General features: G+C 40.3%; 29 protein-coding genes. All 29 read left to right on the top strand.

Annotated features, from left to right (window positions below; all coding sequences use genetic code 11):
* Positions 1 to 2,517 (top strand): hypothetical protein, encoded by a 2,517-nt coding sequence (locus tag EVJ32_RS10830; protein WP_131458347.1) that lies wholly within the window; start codon positions 1 to 3, stop codon positions 2,515 to 2,517.
* A gap of 6 nt (positions 2,518 to 2,523) precedes the next feature.
* Complete coding sequence (locus EVJ32_RS10835) at positions 2,524 to 2,937, top strand: DUF5411 family protein (protein WP_131458349.1); 414 nt, start codon at positions 2,524 to 2,526, stop codon at positions 2,935 to 2,937.
* Positions 2,938 to 2,948: 11 nt separating this feature from the next.
* Positions 2,949 to 3,758 carry a Flp pilus assembly protein CpaB gene (gene cpaB / locus EVJ32_RS10840; protein ID WP_131458351.1) on the top strand — a complete coding sequence of 270 codons (810 nt, stop codon included), beginning with the start codon at positions 2,949 to 2,951 and terminating at the stop codon, positions 3,756 to 3,758.
* On the top strand, positions 3,755 to 4,624 hold the full coding sequence (locus tag EVJ32_RS10845; protein WP_131458353.1) for a P-loop NTPase family protein: 870 nt from the start codon (positions 3,755 to 3,757) through the stop codon (positions 4,622 to 4,624). Before cpaB ends, EVJ32_RS10845 begins: the two co-directional genes overlap by 4 nt.
* 6 nt (positions 4,625 to 4,630) lie before the next feature.
* On the top strand, positions 4,631 to 6,043 hold the full coding sequence (locus EVJ32_RS10850) for an ATPase, T2SS/T4P/T4SS family (RefSeq protein ID WP_131458355.1): 1,413 nt from the start codon (positions 4,631 to 4,633) through the stop codon (positions 6,041 to 6,043).
* On the top strand, positions 6,040 to 6,981 hold the full coding sequence (locus EVJ32_RS10855; protein ID WP_131458356.1) for a hypothetical protein: 942 nt from the start codon (positions 6,040 to 6,042) through the stop codon (positions 6,979 to 6,981). Before EVJ32_RS10850 ends, EVJ32_RS10855 begins: the two co-directional genes overlap by 4 nt.
* A 31-nt stretch (positions 6,982 to 7,012) precedes the next feature.
* Positions 7,013 to 7,270 (top strand): hypothetical protein, encoded by a 258-nt coding sequence (locus tag EVJ32_RS10860; RefSeq protein ID WP_131458357.1) that lies wholly within the window; start codon positions 7,013 to 7,015, stop codon positions 7,268 to 7,270.
* 6 nt (positions 7,271 to 7,276) lie between these two features.
* Complete coding sequence (locus EVJ32_RS10865) at positions 7,277 to 8,173, top strand: hypothetical protein (RefSeq protein ID WP_131458359.1); 897 nt, start codon at positions 7,277 to 7,279, stop codon at positions 8,171 to 8,173.
* A 25-nt stretch (positions 8,174 to 8,198) separates the two neighbouring features.
* Positions 8,199 to 8,456, top strand: a complete 258-nt coding sequence (locus EVJ32_RS10870; protein WP_131458361.1) for a hypothetical protein — start codon at positions 8,199 to 8,201, stop codon at positions 8,454 to 8,456.
* Between the two features lie 60 nt (positions 8,457 to 8,516).
* A complete protein-coding gene (locus EVJ32_RS10875) occupies positions 8,517 to 8,912 on the top strand; it encodes a DUF4320 family protein (RefSeq protein WP_131458363.1) in 396 nt (131 codons plus the stop codon).
* Positions 8,913 to 9,192: 280 nt separating this feature from the next.
* The gene (locus EVJ32_RS10880; RefSeq protein ID WP_131458365.1) at positions 9,193 to 9,504 is read left to right on the top strand and encodes a hypothetical protein; all 312 of its coding nucleotides are present in this window, start codon (positions 9,193 to 9,195) and stop codon (positions 9,502 to 9,504) included.
* Between the two features lie 887 nt (positions 9,505 to 10,391).
* On the top strand, positions 10,392 to 10,928 hold the full coding sequence (locus EVJ32_RS10885; RefSeq protein ID WP_131458367.1) for a hypothetical protein: 537 nt from the start codon (positions 10,392 to 10,394) through the stop codon (positions 10,926 to 10,928).
* Between the two features lie 462 nt (positions 10,929 to 11,390).
* Entirely contained in the window at positions 11,391 to 11,747 is a 357-nt protein-coding gene (locus tag EVJ32_RS10890; protein WP_161568800.1) for a DUF1140 family protein, read from the top strand.
* Between the two features lie 750 nt (positions 11,748 to 12,497).
* Entirely contained in the window at positions 12,498 to 12,995 is a 498-nt protein-coding gene (locus tag EVJ32_RS10895) for a hypothetical protein (protein ID WP_131458371.1), read from the top strand.
* Positions 12,996 to 13,032: 37 nt separating this feature from the next.
* A complete protein-coding gene (locus EVJ32_RS10900) occupies positions 13,033 to 13,605 on the top strand; it encodes a hypothetical protein (RefSeq protein ID WP_131458373.1) in 573 nt (190 codons plus the stop codon).
* Between the two features lie 16 nt (positions 13,606 to 13,621).
* Entirely contained in the window at positions 13,622 to 13,888 is a 267-nt protein-coding gene (locus EVJ32_RS10905) for a hypothetical protein (protein ID WP_131458375.1), read from the top strand.
* A gap of 28 nt (positions 13,889 to 13,916) precedes the next feature.
* The gene (locus EVJ32_RS10910) at positions 13,917 to 14,270 is read left to right on the top strand and encodes a hypothetical protein (RefSeq protein ID WP_131458377.1); all 354 of its coding nucleotides are present in this window, start codon (positions 13,917 to 13,919) and stop codon (positions 14,268 to 14,270) included.
* Between the two features lie 84 nt (positions 14,271 to 14,354).
* Positions 14,355 to 14,981 (top strand): hypothetical protein, encoded by a 627-nt coding sequence (locus tag EVJ32_RS10915; RefSeq protein WP_131458379.1) that lies wholly within the window; start codon positions 14,355 to 14,357, stop codon positions 14,979 to 14,981.
* Positions 14,982 to 15,028: 47 nt separating this feature from the next.
* Positions 15,029 to 15,412 (top strand): hypothetical protein, encoded by a 384-nt coding sequence (locus EVJ32_RS10920; RefSeq protein WP_131458381.1) that lies wholly within the window; start codon positions 15,029 to 15,031, stop codon positions 15,410 to 15,412.
* A gap of 37 nt (positions 15,413 to 15,449) precedes the next feature.
* The gene (locus EVJ32_RS10925; protein ID WP_131458383.1) at positions 15,450 to 15,881 is read left to right on the top strand and encodes a hypothetical protein; all 432 of its coding nucleotides are present in this window, start codon (positions 15,450 to 15,452) and stop codon (positions 15,879 to 15,881) included.
* 43 nt (positions 15,882 to 15,924) lie between these two features.
* Complete coding sequence (locus EVJ32_RS10930; RefSeq protein WP_131458385.1) at positions 15,925 to 16,161, top strand: hypothetical protein; 237 nt, start codon at positions 15,925 to 15,927, stop codon at positions 16,159 to 16,161.
* 79 nt (positions 16,162 to 16,240) lie between these two features.
* Positions 16,241 to 16,711 (top strand): hypothetical protein, encoded by a 471-nt coding sequence (locus EVJ32_RS10935; protein WP_131458387.1) that lies wholly within the window; start codon positions 16,241 to 16,243, stop codon positions 16,709 to 16,711.
* Between the two features lie 248 nt (positions 16,712 to 16,959).
* Complete coding sequence (locus tag EVJ32_RS10940; protein ID WP_131458389.1) at positions 16,960 to 17,262, top strand: hypothetical protein; 303 nt, start codon at positions 16,960 to 16,962, stop codon at positions 17,260 to 17,262.
* A 19-nt stretch (positions 17,263 to 17,281) separates the two neighbouring features.
* Positions 17,282 to 17,701: a hypothetical protein gene (locus tag EVJ32_RS10945; protein WP_131458390.1), complete on the top strand. Its 420-nt coding sequence runs from the start codon at positions 17,282 to 17,284 to the stop codon at positions 17,699 to 17,701.
* A 154-nt stretch (positions 17,702 to 17,855) separates the two neighbouring features.
* On the top strand, positions 17,856 to 18,113 hold the full coding sequence (locus EVJ32_RS10950) for a hypothetical protein (protein ID WP_131458391.1): 258 nt from the start codon (positions 17,856 to 17,858) through the stop codon (positions 18,111 to 18,113).
* 14 nt (positions 18,114 to 18,127) lie between these two features.
* Positions 18,128 to 19,333, top strand: coding sequence for a hypothetical protein (locus EVJ32_RS10955; protein WP_131458393.1), 1,206 nt, complete (start codon positions 18,128 to 18,130; stop codon positions 19,331 to 19,333).
* Positions 19,334 to 19,405: 72 nt separating this feature from the next.
* Positions 19,406 to 19,573, top strand: a complete 168-nt coding sequence (locus tag EVJ32_RS16220) for a hypothetical protein (RefSeq protein WP_161568801.1) — start codon at positions 19,406 to 19,408, stop codon at positions 19,571 to 19,573.
* Positions 19,574 to 19,594: 21 nt separating this feature from the next.
* Entirely contained in the window at positions 19,595 to 19,858 is a 264-nt protein-coding gene (locus tag EVJ32_RS10960; RefSeq protein ID WP_131458395.1) for a hypothetical protein, read from the top strand.
* 39 nt (positions 19,859 to 19,897) lie between these two features.
* On the top strand, positions 19,898 to 20,611 hold the full coding sequence (locus EVJ32_RS10965) for a 3'-5' exonuclease (protein ID WP_161568802.1): 714 nt from the start codon (positions 19,898 to 19,900) through the stop codon (positions 20,609 to 20,611).
* The last annotated feature ends 22 nt before the right edge of the window (positions 20,612 to 20,633 follow it).

The following is a 20,633-nucleotide window of genomic DNA, read 5'->3' on the forward strand; positions in this document are numbered from 1 at the left end:
ATGAAAAAACTTGTCGCAACAACGATGTTGCTTCTCGTTTTGATAAGTAGTAACTCCGTCAATGCCAATCCATATGACGTTCCTTCATCAGTAAGAAGTGGATGGAACAAAAACTACGGTTCGAACGATCACGACATGGAAAAAGGGTTACGGCTCTCCTATGACGTCTACAACGAAAAGTATATCAACGACGGTTATCGCATCACTTCAAGGGACTTTGGAAAAGGGAACTTACAGTATTTCAACTTCACGGGATATGCGGTCTTATTCGGTCACAAACGCCATACTTCAACCAATAACAGAACGTATATCGTCGCTCGTAAAGTGGCAGGTAAAAACAACATCGGCTCGACAAAAGTCTTTAGTGCCGATCAATTCGGAAATTTGTCTGCAACGGAAGACCTTGAGTACAACAACCAAGGGGCAGGCGTGTGGAACGAATGTGCTGCTTCCGCAGTAAACCGAAACAACCTGACCTGTAATATGCGATATGACAACGTTGGATTCTCAGCCTATCTCCCGTTAAAAGAACTGTTCCCCGACGATTACGAAAACGCAGAGTGGGCATTGTTCATCGTCAAAAAGGTTGATAACTGGATTGTCTACACCCAATTGAAGACACCATTTGAATTTGGTAATCGAGCATGGGGCAAAGGAAATCTGAGTATGAGATCAGGCGGACAAGCCAGTATGGTCAAAACATTAGACTATCCTGTTACTCGAAGAACTTACCCACGTCAATTGCCTAGTCAAGTTGGTCAAAAGTATTTCTCGGTTGACCGTCTCTACCAAATGATTGACCAAGAAGAAACTCAAACAACAATATGGCTAGGAATGAGGACGCCCGAAGACGGAAACGCCAAAAGATGGGCGAACAGTGTTTATTTTGGAACAGCAGGTACACAAGCAAGGTTGAAATATACACCGACACAAGCACCACCTCCACCTCCGAGCAAGCCTGGTAAGCCTGACGGAATGTGTAAAGCACCTGTAACTCCTGTACCTAGATATGAATATGAATTCGATCTTGAAGCAAGAGAAATTGATGGGAAAACAGTACAGGCAAATCAAGTCACTCAAACAAACGTTACATTCTATCGGAAATCGTATGCGTCGAATCGAAATGAAGCGAAAGCTGACATTCAAGATGATATTTCATATCGTACGTCTCTAAAATCTTCACAACAAACTAAATTAAGTCAAGAGAAATCGACTTACAGTAGCTTGAACACGCAATACAATCAAGCTGTTAAAGATGAAGATAATGCAAAAGCACAGCAGATCGTCAATCAGATGGAACCGGTATTACAACGGATTGCTAACCTTGAATGTAGCATCAACTCATTGACGGTCGAAATTGGTCATTATCAAAAAGAATATAACGATCTTGTAGCTAAAGAAACAGCACTTTCCACAATTGGTACAAGCTATACACTGAAATTTGGAACACAGACCGTTGCATTTAAAACAACGACTCTAACGGAAAACTCATTTAGCAAAGTAACAATTGACTGGACTTTACCAAGTGACGGTGAAGTGATCGCAGATATTAACTCGAATCGCTATTCGTATAGTGGAGTCGATGAAAAAACATTTGATAATAACGTAATCGAAACTCCGATTTATGTCGCTTCAAACGAATCTGTTCTAATGTGCTCACCTCTAGGTGAAGCATCAGAAATGTCGGGGGTTGTTCGCACTGTTAACAACAGTGAAGAAGGAGAAACGATGTACGGTGAACGTGTCATCACGTCACTGTCTATCCCGAGCAATCATATGACCCGAAAGGCAGGGTACGGATTCGATTACACGGTTTCTTCTATCTATCAGAACGATGACCCTCTATCAAATGGAACTGGAACGAAGCAAGTGAAATCCTACTTCCCGACGTTATCGAACCACCTTCCATATCCTTATCGAACTGGAATCGGCTTCGGTGATTTTACGGTCGGTGGATATGAAGCAAGTCTCAACCGAATGAACACGACGACATTCAAACTACCGAACGTCTACCTTGAGAAATTCAGTGGGAACGTCTTCGATTCAAACACCTCAACACACCCGAGACGAAATCTCTCTGACGTGCTAATCAACGGGGGGACGAAGTTCTATATCCCGTTCGACTATCCGAACGGAACAATAGAATTCGATACAGTAGCGACGGGTGCAGGAATAAACAACATGACAACTTGCGTGTCGGGTGGCGTCAATGTCGAGGGTTCTCCAATCAATGATTTGAACGGTAACGATGACTTCTATCAACGTCCTTTGTCTCCTGACGAACCATTCCCAACAGGGATCGGTTGGAACATGAAAAACAACGTGACGACAATCAACTCATTGAAAACTTGGTACAGCAATTGGACGAATGACCCATTCAACCCAAATTCAAGCTATAACTCAACTTATTACCTCACGAGAGATAAGATTGCTGAAATTCAAAAATATGCTGAAATGAACCCATTGCAAAAAGGAAAGTCAATGTTCAATCAAATCAGTATTCCGAGAAAGAAGTGATGCTACATGAGTAAAGTGATATGGGGTGGCTTAGTAACATTCTTCGCAATGTTCGTGATTGTTTTTTACGTCGCCTACAATGAGACGGCTTTCGTTGCCACAGACAATCAAAATGCACTCGATAACGGCACACGAAACGCTCTGAATCAATCTGTGAACATGGGGCATCTCAGGGTCAGTGAGGAAGTGACCATTGACCCCGAGATCGCCAAAGAAGCACTTGTCCGAAACTATGCTCAATCAGTGAACTACCGAGACGGAGATCGTTTCCTGAACATTTACTATCTGACTGACCAACCAATCATTGCAACCGATGCGTACACAAGCCTTGAAGGAAGTACGAACTTCACGAAAAAAGAAGAAACCATTTCCCGTAGTCGGAACGTGTACATCATCGAAGCTAAAAAACTAAACCGATAAGGAGAAACACCATGAAGAAGAAGAAAAGGATTCAAAAACAACTGGTGGCTGCCTTTCTCGTCATCTCGCTTGTATGTGGAATCGTCTTCTATACAAGATTTCAAATCAGTGCAGAAATCGACGCCGTGAACGTTGTTTACACCAAGGCTGAAATTCCGCCGAGAACAGAAATCACGGAAGACATGATTATCATGAAAGAAGTCCCGAGTCGAGCCGTCCCACCAAACGCCATCACCGACCCAAACAAGGTCATTGGGAAATGGACGGTCAGTGGATTCGGAATTCCGAAAAACTCGATGCTTTACGATGAAAAAATCTTAGCCAAAGAACAGCTTCCTGATAGTGCGATTTTGAACCTTAAAGAAAATGAGGTGGCGTTCCCATTACTCGTTGACCTCGAAACATCACTAGGAAACAGCATCATCCCGAATGCCAATGTTGACCTCTACTTCCGTTCTAAGAAGGACAACAACGAAGGAAAAGTCATGTACGGTCGCTTAGGAGCGAATGTGCGTGTCGTGGCTGTTAAGGATGCTCAAGCATCGAACGTCTTCCAAAACGAAGGAAAGCAAGAACAGAACGATGAGCAAAACACGGCAAGCACAGAACCGTCACTCGCATCCATCTATATCTTTGCAGTCCCAAGTGAACTGAACGGGGCATTGAACAAAGCAAAATTGGTCGGGGATGTAGTTCCTGTCGCCACAAGCCACTCGTATAACCCGTCGGCTGAGGGCGAGGAATTGTCAGACGAAGAAATCATGCGTTACATCAACGGTGAGTATGAAGAAACAGAAGAGGGGGGAGAAGAGACCCAATGAAAAAGAAAAAAATCATTTCTTTCTATGCCAATGCTGAATCACAAGGTTTGAGAACGGTATCGTTGGCTTTCTCGAACTTGCTTGCACAGCAAAATTACAGCGTCTTGTACGTCGAACTCGATACAAACAATCCACTCATTTCAAAAGCCCTTCAAATCCATACGGAGGGCAAGGACATTAACAGTTACTTTGAACGCACCACACAAGGCGAATTCGCGTCCGTCAAAAACTATATCCTCTCGCATGAAGACATTGTGGCGAATGGTGATCGCAAGCAAAAGGCAATCTATCAAGGAATCGAAAAAGAAGTCTCGTTCCTCGTCTTCCCGATGGATATTAAAGACGTCGATGTTCCTGACCTGATTGATTATTCGGGAGAGAACGTTGAAGAGTTTGTACTTGATTATGTGGAACGGTTCACCTCGACGCTGCTAGAACAAGAGTACGACTTCATCGTATGTAAACTCGCTAACGACGTCGATCACATGTTCACATTTGAAATGATGAAACATAGTGACCACATCATTTCTGTCACGACCCCTTCTATCACGAAACTGATGAAACAAAAAGATGCGAAACGATTCCTGTTCGAACAAAACAAAGAGTTACGGGATAAATGGCATGACGTTCTAAACATGGCGAGTGAGGAAGTGCCTGGTAGTGAGTATAAGAGTCTCCTCGACACAAACTGCATCATCCCGTTCGATCCAGAGCGTCAAAAAGAAGAATTGGCTTTACAGCCTGATTCAGAATTGATCCGTCGATCACTTGAACGACTCGTATTAGATTTAGGTATTCAAATCCAAGTGACGGTAGAAAATCAGAATTCATCGCTCTTACAAAAAGTATTTAGTGGACGGGGGTAATGACTCGTGAAGAACACATTACCGAAATATCGGCAACCGAACCTGAGAAACAAAAACCGACTCAACCTCGACAATCTCGTGTACCTGAACGTTCAATCAGGGACGAGAACATCGAACCGACGAAGTGAAGGGTTAGACACCCGAGTAATCGAGGACGTCAAAACAACCCTCAAGACAGATGAATACAAGGAATTGATTCGAGATGCGTTCGGGAACGAATCAAAACGTGCTAAACTTCGACAACAAATCACCAAGATCATTTCCAAGACAGACTTCACACAGCGTCACAAAGAATATTTAGACGACCTGACTTTGGACGAAGTAACAAATATCATCGTCGAACGTATCGTTGGACTGGACGTGCTCGAAGAACTCCGAAACGACCCTGACATTACCGACATCTCATGTAACGGGTACGACAACATTTGGGTTGATCACGTTACAAAAGGAAAGTATCACGTCGATTTGAAATTCGACAACGAACAATCGTATGTCGAATTATTGAGCCGTTTCGCATTCGCCAGTGACCAAAACTTCTCATATGGTAGCCCGTCATTCGATGCGATTTTCCCTCAAATCCGTATCAACGTCGTCGGTTTCGATTTAAGTCCGAGTCCGAATTTACAGATGCGGACAATCTCTAAGAACCTACGTTTGAGTAAAGACTACATGATTCAATCGGGATATATGGACGAGAACATTTATAACCTGTTGAGCCTGACATTCGCCACCCAATCACACTTGATTGGTGGAGAAACAGGTACAGGGAAAACAGAATTGCTCCGATACTTCACACGCTACACGAAACCGAACGCAACCATCATCATGATTGAAGATACCCCTGAATCTTACCTTGATGAAATTTATCCTAAAGATAAATTCTCCATCAAGATGTGGAAGAACCGTGGGGCGAAGGGAGACAGTGGGACGGAGTACGGTTATCAATACCATTTGAAAAACGCCATGCGTCAAAACCCTGACTACATCATGATTCAAGAATCTCGTGGTGGAGAAGCGTTATTCATCCTGAAAGCCGTCGGGACAGGTCATATCGTCAATACGACGCTGCACTCAAAATCGGCATTCGGTTCGGTCTCACGATTCGTTGATTTGTGTCAAGAAGGTGAGATGCAAGAAGCCCATATCTATGGCAATCGAATCGTCTCAGAAGACGGTTTCAGAATCGGGATTCATCTGAAAAGATTCGGGAACGTCCGACGCATTCATGAAGTCGTCGAGTATAGAGGATTCGAAAACGGTAAAGCGAACGGAAATACACTCGTCAGATTTAACGAGATGACAGAACGTCACGAGATCCAATCGGCTATGTCGCCCGAACTTTGGCAGGAACTAATGAGTTATCACAGGGACTTGGCAGCCATCGAAGCTTTCGCCCCTCTCAAGGCGGTGAACGTATGACCCTTCAAGATGTGCTGAACGTGCTCATGTTGTTCGTCATCGGCATCGTCGCCTACGTGTTGATTCTGAAAGTGATCGACTTCGAACCATCGTCGAAACGAAAACGTCTTTCTAAGGTCTTGAATGACTCCGAAGACGAACGAAAAACAATCCGAAGCCGATACCCGTTCCTGAACTATCTTGTTCCATCCTATGTTATGGAACAAGCCGAGCAATACCATAAACCATACACCAAACAAATGTATGTCACTTATTTCATCACTGGAACGGTGATCGGCATTATCGCATTCTTTGTCTACTTCAAAGCGTTTCTCACATTGATTCCGTTATCGTTGCTAGGTGGTGTCGTTGCAACTATCATCAAACTTCACACCATCAAGCGTGATTATATCCAAGAGACTGACCATCATCTCAGTGTGTATATGTCGTCTCTCACGACGGCATACGGCACGTTCGGCAATTTGAAAGGGGCGATTTCCTCCATCTTGCCGAGCCTAGAAGAACCGTTGAAGTCAAGGTTAGAAAAGGCATACCTCATTTTGAGTGAGGGCAAGACGCCGAAACAAGCGTTTCACGATTTCAACAAAGCTTATCCCCAAAAGATCGTCCTACTGTTCCATGACCAAATCCAAGTCATTGAGGACAGTGGGAGTTCTGATACAAGCAGACTTCGAGAGGTCGCCAACCAAATGAAGAAAAAGGAGGTCTTCAAACAGCGTCTCGCAATGGTGTATCGTTCTCAGTTCAAAATATGGCGGACGTTATGTCTACTAATGTTCTCAATCCCGTTCATGTTCATCCTGATTTCGTATGACAATTTCTTAGCCATACAAAACAACGCCGTATCAAACATCATCATGTTCATCGCCTTGATCTATGTATTATTCATCTACACACGGTTGGCAAAGATTGAAATTTATGACCCGACCGACTCTTAAAAACCAAACACATTCAAAGGAGCAACTAACCATGTTAGCAACCTACTCGCAGAAACTATACGCTAAAGCAGAAATCCTCAAAGGGAACGTCATCGAACGTGTCCGTAACTTTAACTCAGAAGAAACGTCGGCTAAAGGAACGTCGGAAGAAGGCGTGCTTGTCTATATCGGTGTCGCCCTTGGAATCCTCGTCGGAGCAATCGTCATCTTGTTCGGTAAGGACGTCTTCACGGACGTCATGAACCAATTCAAGACAGGAACTTCTAAAGTACCGACAGGATGGGAGTAAGGCAGTATGGATATGATTGAGAACGTGACACTAACTCAAGTCATATCGGTCGTCCTTCTAGTCCTTATCGGTGTCCTCGCTTACAAGACAATTCTTACGCTCTCTGATATTCAGGTGCGTAAGAAATATGTCTTGAAGTCGGTATTGAAACAAGAACAGGAGGAACGAGAGAATGCCAGGGACTTACCGTTCTTAGAACGGTTTACATCTTGGAATCGGTATCGAGCCTATATCGAATACCAACTAGAAGATGCCAAGTCACCGCAATCATTCAATCGCTTCATGCTCATTCGATTTGGATTGGCATTCATGGCTGTCATTTACGCTTATGGTATCGGAAGTGCATTTGATGTACCGGTCATCACATACATCTCATTGCCCGTCGCCGTACTGATCTTCAATATCCCGATGAAACGATTGCAGAAGCGAAAAGAAAACTATCTCAATCAACTACGGATGGAACTACCTGACTATTTCTCTTCACTCTCCATCCTGTTAGAAAGTCGCTCACCATTAACGGCAATCAAAGAAAGTATCACGTATGCAGGAGAACACTTACACCCATATGTCGAGAACCTGATAACGGAGATTGAACTATATCCTGCTGATTCACGACCGTTCATAAACTTTGCGAATCGGGTTCAAATCCGAGAAGCCAAAGAGTTTATGATTGCACTCGAACAGATGATGAAAGTTGATACGAAAAACTCAGCAAGCATCTTGAACTATCAGTTAGAAATCATGAGTGAGTTGAAGGAAGGGACGTATAACGAAGAGATCGAGAACCGTGAAAACGTACTTGATAACTACATCATCTCGATTATCCTTCCATACATCGTCGTTATACTCACGTTTGTCGGTGTGCTCATGTATACGCAGTTCTCAAACTTCACAACATTCTAATACACATTCAAAGGAGCAACTAACCATGTTAACAACCTACTCGCAGAAACTATACGCTAAAGCAGAAATCCTCAAAGGGAACGTCATCGAACGTGTCCGTAACTTTAACTCAGAAGAAACGTCGGCTAAAGGAACGTCGGAAGAAGGCGTGCTTGTCTATATCGGTGTCGCCCTTGGAATCCTCGTCGGAGCAATCGTCATCTTGTTCGGTAAGGACGTCTTCACGGACGTCATGAACCAATTCAAGACAGGAACTTCTAAAGTACCGACAGGATGGGAGTAAGATTTAAAAGGGCAGTCATTCAACTGACTGCCCTTTTATCAAATCAAAGGAGGATTTAAGATGAAGGGAATTGTAGGAACGGCTTTTGCTCTACTCATGCTCATACCATTTATCATTTTCATTCCCGATCTAGCGATTTATGGAGTCCAATCGCACCAAGCGTCGGTAGTGGCAGCCGATATTACTCGGGAAGCCGAGATGCGAGGGGGCGTCACCCCTTCACTAAAACAATATGCAGAGACACGGTTAGACGAGACGGGATTAAAACAGAATGGATATAGTGTCGCTTATGACGTCCAAGGAAGACCCGACGGACTTGCTGACCATTTAGGTCAGATACAAGTGACGGTCAACGGCGAATATCGCTTCAAAGCATTTAATTTTCTCAACACAGGAGCCATGACTTTATCCGTTCAAAAGAGAGAGACAGGAACTTCACAGGTATGGAAACGATAAAAAACGTCACTACTTCAATACATGGATATGATACACTCAATCTGATTAAAGGGCGTACGGAGATATGGTGAACGTACCCCACAGATTGGAGTTTCCATGTATGTCTTATCCTACAAAAACCTATAAGGTACACCCATTTTACAAAGTGTTGTTCGATAGTGTCTTCGACGTTCTGAGCAACCAAAAGTCACCCTTTCTCGAATGGATCATGGATAGGCATTTAGGTACAGACGCTAAAGAATCATTGTCACAGTACAGTTACAACGAGTTATTCATCGACATGATTCGCAGATTGGAGACACGACTAAGGGAAGTCACGTTAGAAGATTTATCGTTCGAATTAAAGACCAAAGGAAGATTCATCGAATTGATGGGAGCATATCGGGACAACCCGTATCTTCCCACGACGTTGACCATCTTCACCGTCCGAATTTCCAATGAAGAAGTGCAACGGGTCAGTCAAATCAAAAATGGTTACTTGCTCAAAGAAGTCGTCCAGATCGCATTCATCAACTATTTAAGTGAGTTGGATGACGATGTGTACACGCTAGTGAAGCAAACGTTTTTAAAGGCGATTGAACCAAAGAATTGAAAAGGGATGTTGCTGTCTCGTTTCGGGGGAATGAATTTGAAGTGGTTTAAAGGTAATATTGTCAATTTGTATGTGGCAGGAAGTATTACCGTGTTTATTATCATGTATCATTTACAGAACAATTATATGGTCGGCACGAATGCTCACAACCGAGTCACGATATTTTTCTTCACGTTCTGTATCGGGATCGTGATATTAAGTGGGGTAGGACTCCGCCGATGTATCGACCGATTTGAAAAGTGGTATGACAAAACGAATAGTATCGAACGAGAGTAGGGGCATCCCTGCTCTTTTTTTATGTTAAAAGCGTTTTATGGCTCATGGGGCGGGGGGTAAGGTGTTCGGAAGGGCATCGACCACCCAAGCCCCCACAACCCACCGCAACGCCCCTAAATCGCGCGATAACGACACTCCGTCGCCAATAGCGAGATCATCGGAGATGAACCGGCCATTGGCTGCACGTCCGAGGGACGTGTCGGGCTGTACGTTCCTGCACGATTTGACGGGACGCTCGGAGCGTCAGGTCAAGGTCAAGACCGTGGGCTTGCTCAGGCAAGCAGGGAACGTTCCGCCAAGTCGGAACGGAAGACCACGAATGTTTACCGTTTTTCCCCTCGGACGATACATCCTATCGAACGTGACGGACTCTGACAGGGCAAGGATCGGCTTCGCTTCTTCCCCTGTCACTCGCACACGTCACGGCGGTCAACATCAAGGGGCAGTCGATTTTTTTCGTCCATAAAACCCTCCTGAACGAAAAAAAGTAGACTGGCTGAGACCCTTGACGTTTCCCTTGCGATGGCTGTTCGTCGAACGTGTCAAAACGGCAAAAATTCACCCTCAGGGGGCGATTTCGCCCGAGGGAAAATCAAAGGAGACAGACCAATATGAAAATCACAGAACTTCAAAACATCACAGGAAAACGTTATTCCACTCGAAAAAAACAACTGGAGTTGATTCAAGGGATGGCAGACCAAGCGACCGTTCGAACGGGCGTATATGGAAAAGTGGTCGTTGAAGAACGGAATGAACATATGGTCTTTCATTTCGAGAATGAGCATTATGGAAAGATTGAAGCCGTGTTTAATACGGTCGAAGAATTAGAACAAATCAAATCGGGTGTCTACATGGCTTATCATGAAGCTGAAAACATTCATTACCGTCTTTCGTTCACGCCGACGAACGTGACGGAGATGAAGATCAAGGACGCCAATAGCTTGTTCGAGACATTGACTGAGGGAAACAAACCGACATATACGACCATCCTGAATCGTATTGAGAACGTCCGTGGGGAGCAACGTTGGTACATCACAGACTTGCTCGAAGTCCATGCCTATATCAATAAGAAAGCGTTCGAATACGCTTATGCCCAACACGTCCTCAGTATGAAAAACTTTGACACTCTAAAAGAAGCAAGAGCCTAAATAAAACGAACAGACGGGATGACTCAAGTCATCCTGACTGTTCATTGAAAGAACGGTACTGAAATCAAAGCGTTTTCCGTTGTAACTATTGCATTATTTGATGTATTATTTATTGTTTTTAGTATAAAGTCATGCTATAATAAAAGAGTAAGTTAGGAAAGGAGTTCAAGGGCATTACATAAAATCAGATGGAGGTGAAGGTATGGATTTATCAACGATTATCCTTGGTATGTGGAGTTCGAGCATCTCGCTTGTCATTCTATTGGTTCTTGTCGGTCTCGTCTTTAAAACGGTTCTCAGGCTCGTGATGAGTGTGGTGAAGATTCTAGTACCAACCTTGTTTGTCGCCACCATGTACTACTTCTTATTTGTTTAAATAAACGGATGACGGGATGCCACACGCTTTTGTAACTCGACATTACAGAATTCACGGCTTTCCTGTCAGGGAAAGGAACATGCATGATGACCACTACATTGAACCATCAAGTGACCGAGAGTGCGACGGAGGAATTGGTTAGACGATATGCGACTGGAATCGTGAAAAAAATCATGTCGCAAATTGAATCGAACGAGAAGAAACGAGAGAAGGCGACGCAGACGAAAATGGATGCTGCACTCACGGCTAATGGAGTTCGAAGCATGAAACATTGGAAAGCGACGTCGAGCATCGAGACTTTTTACGAAGAGAACGAGAGGTTGTTCGAAGAGTTGCTACACATCAATTCCCTCACGAATTTCACGACGAACCTGCATCAAGATCGCTATAAATTCGTCGAGAAATATCCGTTTGCCTTAACTGAACTGATGAATCGGGTGTAAGTCCGAGGAAGGGGAAAGAAATGGCTAGTAGTTATATGGGTTTGATATTCGTTGTGAACGTCTTGTTAATCGAATATATGGTTCGGAGATTTAACAAGGAGAAACAGGCTAAAGGTAATAAGGTGAGCCTGTATAAAGGACTCCTATTTTCAACGATTATCTTTTCGATCGCTTGGGGAGCAGGCGATAGGATATTGCTTCCCTCGCTTTTGCTTTATATCATTATCGGGCAAGTGTTAGTGATTGGATATAAACGGTCAATGGATTAAAAATGGCAACAAAAAAACGCATGGCGGATAGCCACACGCTCTTATAACTCGACACTATAAGTATAGCGTATCATCGGTTGTTCTGTCAGCAAAGACGGGAGAAATTTAAAATGTTCAGAAAATCAGCCACTATCATGTTGGTTCAAGTGTTACTGCTTGTCATCTCACTTGTAAGTTCAATCCTTGTTAAAAATGTGGAGCATATGTCAGGTGTTTGGGTGTTTGGATTCACAATGATCGTGCTGAGTATACTTGGATTCATGGCATTGAATTGGTTGCATGAATCATTCGAAGGCGAGATGAATTAATGATAAATAATGCCCCGTTTAGTGGGGCATTATTTATAAAAGCTTTTCAACTTTGGTGGATATTCAATTCTTTTGCTTTTATTTTAATTGTTGCAGTCCTGATTGTATCGGCTGCTATCGGGATTGTATGTATGATGCTTAACAATAAAAAGGACTCAAAGGGTGATTAAATCATGAGTGAAGAAAGAAAATCTATATTATTGTTCGCAGTTGTAATGACAGGAGTGCTACTTTTAATCTTAACTTTTGTAGATAGATCAGGCGAAAAAATGTTGGAGAAAGCGATGTTGAATTGGGATGTTGAACACCAAGAAAGTGTTGCTATCGAGAACGTTCATTTTTCGACCAAACAATTTAGAGGGAAACAAATCATGTTCGATACAAACGAAGGTACTATTGTATTGGATATGGAAAACGTTCATTACCTTGCAAAAACAGAAGATGAATCACGCATGAACATGACCATTTTTAAAGAGAAAGATGGTGAACGAGAACGGGCTGTGTTAGTTGTCTACGTCAATGAAAACGACTTAAAATTGGTGAGCAAAAATTATGCGGAAGCATTCAGTTCGACACTTACGTTAGATAATGTTGAACCGACTATTACGAAACTACCTGATAACTATATTGACCTATCGAAAGGTTGGGATTCGCCACAAGTCATTGAATAAGGGATTGGTAATCTAATGCTTATGAAAGGGGATTTCAATGGAGAATAATAAGGTTGGCAAATGGAGAATTACAATTAAGTATGTGTCACTAACATTAGTGTTGGTTGTAATTCTCCTGTCCCCTTTTTTGTTGGCAAAAATTCTACCAACTAAAGAAGTGGCTGTTAATAATATTGGAGAGAAATTAGATTCAGTTAACAGATGGCAAGTAATAGAAAGTGAGTCGGTTTTAATACAATCAATACGATTTGAAGATCGAATGAAAGACACACCCGATTACTTGATAGAAACGGACGAAGGTATTTTCAGAACTACCTATGACAATGTTCATAATATGTATTTCACTGATAACGAATCATATTTTACAGTCAGAGTGTCGGAAGAAAAAATAGATGAACGAACTTCTGATAATTCCGCAGCAGAAAGACGTGCAACTTTATCATTGTATTTGAAGGAAGAGGATTTCATTCCTCTTAGTGAACATTATGCAGAAAATTATGGTGGTAATCTTTTGTTTGAGAAAGTCAATCCAAGAAACAATGCATTTTATAATCCATCGTACAAGACGTTGAAAAGGACATGGAAAGAAGAGTTGTTTTCAAAACAATGATTGGGGTGGGCAACATTTGGAACATATCATATATCATGAAACTGATTTAAAGACGTTTGTAGCCTTTCGTCAGTTGATAAATAGAACGTTAGTCATAGAGACTGTTCAAGCCGTTATAGATGGCTTGGACGGTGTTGTGGATGTGATCCGTGTGGACGTGAAGGATGATGGGAGAGTGGTGGTGTACAGTCCTTTTGCCGTCTGTATAATTGACGAACAAAATGTGGTTGTGATCGAGAAAGAAGAGATTCGCAAAATTTATTTATCGCTCTATTCAAAATAACCAAATAACTCAAAAGGGGATTTAAAAAATGGAAACGACTAAAATTTTTAGCTATCAACTTCAAGGGCACGAAAAATCGGAAGATTTTGCTAAGGGGATTTTATTCTTGGTGAATCAACGTTCTAACGTGGAGAACACAGTGATTGAGTTTAGAACGTTTGACGGATCGGACATGGTAGAACTCTATGCTCACAAACAAGGTGATTATGATGCAGAATTTGATCGAGTGTTGAAACATCACTTTAAACAGATCGTGAGCAAAGAGGAAGCAACGCTACTCATGGTTGGAGAATACGAAGATTATACAAAAACGGTACATCGGAAAATTGATGAACTTCAAAACAATGATGGAGAATATATCATCGTTGCTTATCAAAACTGAACAAGATGATTCAACTTAAATCAGTGTGGCTCAAACATTTTCGACGTTCAGGCCACACTGACTTTATAAGAATGGAGTGATTCGATGAAGCGTTCAATTGAAAAACAAGAAAATCCTAAATCATATTTCCCTTATGTTTTCGGAGGGATATTAGTCATTGCTGGGCTTTTCTTAGGGTATATGCTTGTTTCATCCATTTACGGAATTATCGTAAGGGATGCTGATGGGGCATTTAAGGATTCGGGTTGGAAGGAAATTGATTCCTCTTCAATAGTTGTGAATGACATTCGGTTTGGTACATCCATTAGTCGGGACAATACAATCTCTCTTGATACGGAAGAACAGACGTTAGCGATCCATGCAAGGGAAATTGAGTATTTTGTAAAAACAGATGGTGACACACGACTAGAAATTAAAGTGTTCGATGAAGTCAGAAACAAACCGAATTGGCTGTTGTTAGATGCAATGGATAATATACCAGTGAAACGTGCGGTTCGAACTCTTTACGTACATGAAAATGACACGCAAGAAGTCAGTAAACGTTTTGCTGATGGTTTTGGGTGGACGTTGAACTTCTTAGAAGAACCGAAAAAAATGAATGGTGTAAAAGAGCAATATTACTCTTTACCTACAAAATTTGATTTAAGCCGAGACAGCATTTTCGAAAATGAAGTCTATGTGATTGATTTACCTAATATAACTATTGATTGAAAAAACGACTTTGGTTTAGATTTATGATGAAAAAAAGGAGAAACCAAATGCAATTACAAAGTATTCTTGAGACCTTTAAGGGATATTTTCTCGTTATCACAGCCATCGGTGGATGGCTCATGTTTATGGACTTCACCAAAAAACTTTATTGGGACTACTGGACAAGATCGTGGAAGGTTAAACAAATCACCTTCATCTATGTAATTACAATCCTCGTAATGGCATTCGGTTATTTTCAAGCGTGGAATTTATTCATGGGTGAATGGGAACCTATAAAATCCGAGACGGAACTTATACTCACGATGTTGCTCATTGTAGGGATGCCAATTCTGTCTGATTGGGTTATCTTCCAATATGATAATCACTTGCGTAAACAGGTACGGAAATTGGCAGAAGAGATGAAAAAACATGAACGCAAATATGAAGAATAAATAGCTTCGTATAAAGAAAAAACGGAGGACGTAAATTATGAACGTATTTGCCATAACAAGTATTGCTTTATTAGCTGTTCATTCAACATGGATTGTCTATCATTCATTCGTAGGGAAAGTTAATCTTGTTCACACTCTAGCAAGGCATAGAATCAAGGAACGTGGTTTTGAGGTTGTCAAAATAAGTACAGTCGGTCTTGTGATGGCGAGTATTTCTTTATGGTTTGGAAATGAACGTGGCTTTTCTTTTGAAACTTACTGCACACTATTTTTCGGGATAATCATAGCTTTAATTATAAATTGGACTACACACACCTTTATAAAAGACATGCTTTCTGTCGATGACCATATGGAGACGCAGATTAAGGTTTGGGAAGCGATGATAGAAGATCCGAACACAAGCGATTCAAAAAAAGAATTCGCTAAAAATTTAATCGAAATTTACTCGGACGAAAAAGTGAAAAAGTGATTTGCGGTAAATTCGACCGAGAGAAAAAAAGGAGAAAAAAACAATGGGAAAAGTAGATACATCTCTTTCACAGCCCGAATCATCCGATAAAAAGAATTTAAAAGGAATGATGTTCTTTCTTAAATTGAGCATCCTCATGGGATTCATACTTATATTGAGTGAGATAGATGTACTTACTCTTAGTCAAGGTGATTTTAAAATTGCAAATGTGTTCCTTTTTATTGGTGGAATCGGTGTAATGGTTTTTGGTTTTAGATTCGCATTCGGAACTAGATCTTGAATAATTTCGAACCGCACTTCATCAACACAGAGATAGAATAGATTGTAGACGGGAACGAGTAGAGGGAGTGAAGATGATAATGAGTATACCTACAATAGCTTTTATGATGACCGTGGCTTTGTATTTCATGTATGAATCCATACGCAATTTATATATGTATTACACAGAAAAATTAGACATCCATATTTTCAGTTATATCGAACTCGAAAGATATATACGAGATATAAAGATATGTTCCTTTGGTGGATTCGGATTGGTCATTGTCGGAATTTTTCAAGACAGTTACCTGGTTGTGCTCTCAGCCACAATATCTATGATCCTTGGTAACGTAATGTACAAACGAAAATTAAAAAAAGAAGCGATGCGTGACCATCATCAAGAAGAACTTGAATTCTTTCAAAAGATTATTGATGATCCAGAGTCTAGTGATGATGATAAAGAAGCAGCACGCAGTCTTAAAAAGACAAGTATCCGATTAGGGAAAGATGGCGGATTAAAAGCTGGATTGATGAAAGGGATGAAGGAGATGAAAGATTATGAGTCTAAGTGAAAATTGCAGACGCCATAATGATTGGAAGCATTACATTGCTTGCTGTCCTCTATGGGATTGAGTATTTCGGGGTAAAAGCAACTTTGGTTATCATTACAATGGTGATCGTAAATATAGTCTTTTTGATAAGATTATCCATCAATGAAAAAACAGATAAAAACACAAAAATGAGCCGATAAAGAAGGTAGTGAGCATCGAAAGTCGAAATTTATAGACAACGAAAATAAATAAGAAAGGAAGGGTGTCTCATGAAGAAAACGATGACCAACATCACTGTTTTAGTCATGATCGCCCTTCCTTTGTCGTTTGTGGGATGGGTACTATTCCCACACATATATGGCGAACAGAACGTGGCGATAGCTCAGTCTAACGTCAATTATGTGACAGAGGTGAACGCCATCAATGAGTATCAGGACATGTGTATGTCGATGGATTACTCGTGCAATGAGGAACTGATTCATAACGTTAGGGACAACGCTTCAAAGAGTGTGGGGGATGCTCAAGCATCCACCTCATTCTTTACGCAAGTCACGCAATGGTTGAAATTATAGAATAGATTGGATTGAGAAGATGATTAAGCAATATAAATATATGAAGATTATGAATTTCCCCGAAGAATTGTTTTATATGGAACGCATGGTCGGGTATAACAAAGAACCTAAAATATTGATGGAGATCGAGAGGGACAGCACATCTAACAATTCAATCCGAGCGACGTTCCGTACTGTCGTTCAAATGGTCTCTCATTGTGACAGTAGTAAAACGGTCAATAGCAAGGTGACGGTCAGTCTCGTGACTGTTCTTGGAGATGATTCCAAGGAGATTGGAGAACGTTGCTACATCAATCCTTCCTCTTCCTACCGTAAGCTAGGCTTTAAATTACGGAAAGAGATCGAGGAACATTTAAATACACATATAGATTCAGTTATTAAAGTCCTAAGTCAAAACCACCTCTCTGAGTGGCTGTCCCATCATGAAAAGGTAGTCTGAATTCTAATCAATAATCTAAAATCTAAGTAGGGAAACCTACTTTTAAATTTGTTTTACGTTCATCTTTTAATGTAATATTTATATCTTTTAATTCAATATTAGTTTATAATTAATGTATGATTTAAGAATTCAAATTAATGAGGAGGAAGATTAAATGGATAAGAAAGTGATTACGAGCAATGGTGAGTTTACGATACCTGAACAAAAAGGGAAGAGACCTGCATTTGCAACCCATCTAACCGAGGAACAGTATCAGAGATTTGTTCACGGCTATATTGACCACGCTATTTCTCATTTGTCTTTGAAGGAACGTGCCAATTATGAACTCGATAAAGTGATTGAGGTCACGGCGATGGATGATGGCAGCATGTTAATTAAATATGAAAATGGAACATATTATAAGTTTCAATAAACGGAGGGTACAAGTTGGCAGAAGGTGACAAAAACACTTTATCTCAGAAATTTTTGTTGTATTCAAATAATGCAGGGATAGTGTTAATCCTTACTGGACTATCATACTATTTCGTCACTGTATCAACAGAAATATATTACGATTCAGTAGGATTCCCAAAAGGATATATTGATTATCATTTTTATGGTTTGACTAAAGCGCTTGAACCAATTTTTATTTATGTTATTCCGATAGTTCTCTTTATAATTGCAGTAGTAAAAATAGCACTTGAACACAACCAGTTAAAAGATAGAGCCGATGTTAAAAGCAAGATAACGCAGTATTCCTATAAGTGGTTAAGGCGTGAATATTGGTTGAACATTATTGCTATTTTCCTTATGGTGATTTTGTGTTGTATGAGTTTTTTAGCTGACATAAGCGTTCTTAAATACTATAAGTGGATGTTTTTATTAGTGGCAGTGATGATGATTATTAAAACTATCTATATGTATCTAAGATTTTTCGGATGCCAATTTGAAAATCAAGATTATTCAGTATTGCCATCTGAAAGAGTGGGCTTTGTACTGATAAGGACGTATTACTCATTAGTCATGTACAGTGTATTCATTTTCATTATCATCTTCACATCAAATTTTCATAGCCAAGAAACCCTCACGATAGATCGGGGAAGTATTAACTGTAATGAACAAACTCATTTTTGTGATATGAAATATCAAGTGGTTGATAAAGGGGAATATTCACTCTGGTCGACGGTAAGTTTTCAAATGCCCAAAACAAAAGATAAGGAAGAATATCCGATCTATTTCTATCTTCAAAACAACACAATGACTCGAATGGAAAATAAAGATTTGGAGATAACTCTTGTTTCTTTAGACAGACATTTTGAATCTGGACATCGACCAAAAGACCAAAGGGTTGAAAGCAAGACCGATCTGTACTTTAAGGATTGGGAGGAATTGAAACGGTTGTTAATCAAAGAAGAAACAGGAGGTCTTTCCATGAGTAGCTTTACATTTGATGGAAAAACGTATCAGGTCAAAGAAGATGCCACGCTAAACCACAACTCGAATTATGGCGATCATTTCATGGGTATTGTTGTAGATGAGGAAGGTAATTATCATGTGGCACGTTGGGAGATTTTAAATGACGTTAATTCAGTCGAGAACTTAGATGAACTTGAATGCGATTGGGGAAATCCTATTTCGGTGGAGAAACTTTAACTAATGAACGTGGATTATTTCAAAAAGTCACTAGATAATTATACTAATCAACCAACAAGGAGTTAAACTGACATGCATGAAATGATTGATAAGATCGAATCAATACTTCAAGGTATGAGTGAAATTTCTCGACGTGAATCCCAGTATGATGAGGTGAAGGTTCTCGCCATGACGCATGAAGAACGAGAACAAATTCTAAATCATCTCAGAGAAATCGAAAGGTCTTTTCATAAGGAATAAAGATAAGGGAGAGATATGAAGATGAGGATTACCTCAGAAGAAAACGTTGAAACCATGAAATATGCAGTAATCGGAATGGAACAACACAAAAAAGAATTAGAAAGTTACTTAGAAAGAATGAAAGATGATTCTGACGCTAATAAGATCGTTAGTTGGGAATTATTGTTTAGAATAAAAGCATTAGAAAATAAAATACATTTATTAAATAAAAAAATCATGGAAATCGAAGACCCTGACAGTATTGAGTCCTTATTCGAGAGAAACAGAGAAATGATTAGTCTGTAAAAAAAGATTCTGTTACCACTGAGATTTGGGGTGTTAAAATTGAATGATCTATTAAACAATAGGGTTTTTCTAGATTTAGAAACCAGTGGATTAAATAAAGAAAAAGATAAGATTCTTCAAATCGGTGTTATCAAATTTAGATACATCGATCATATTGGTTCATTAAATTTATTTGTAAATCAAGAATTAGATGAAAAAACAATTAAAAAGTTCTCACACATAGAGCATAGAATCAAACATGGTTTTGAAGAGAAATCAGCGTTAGAAACTTTGGTAAACTTCATTGGAACCAGTCTGATTATTTCTCACAATATTCCTCATGATTTGGTTTTTTTGAATAAAGCTCTATTAAGAAATGGAATGAAGCCATTAGAGAATAATTTTTTGGATACTTTATCGCTTTCAAAACATAGAACGGTCTATCCACATACACTTGAGGGCATGTGTAGGAAATATAATTTAACATATGAAAAAAACGAAAACGGAACTCACAACGCATTACTTGATGCATGGAACTTATATGCTTTGTATGAAGAACTTGAACAAGAATCTCTAAAATATGAAGACGAAATGGAATGGGAAGGAGATGAGGAACAAATGGAGTATTTCATTAATCGTATTTGTTATTTTGAAAACTATCCACCTCCCGAAGACATTCCGACCAATGCGGTAGTGGAACCAATTAGGAGATTAACAAGTTCTAACAAACTTAAAAAGCGTTTTGTTGATTTTAATATAATAAGAAGTCTATAAAACGATTGTTTTTTGTAAAAAA

Origin of the sequence: Exiguobacterium sp. SH5S4 (assembly GCF_004337045.1) — a bacterium.
Classification (GTDB): Bacteria; Bacillota; Bacilli; order Exiguobacteriales; family Exiguobacteriaceae; genus Exiguobacterium; species Exiguobacterium aurantiacum_A.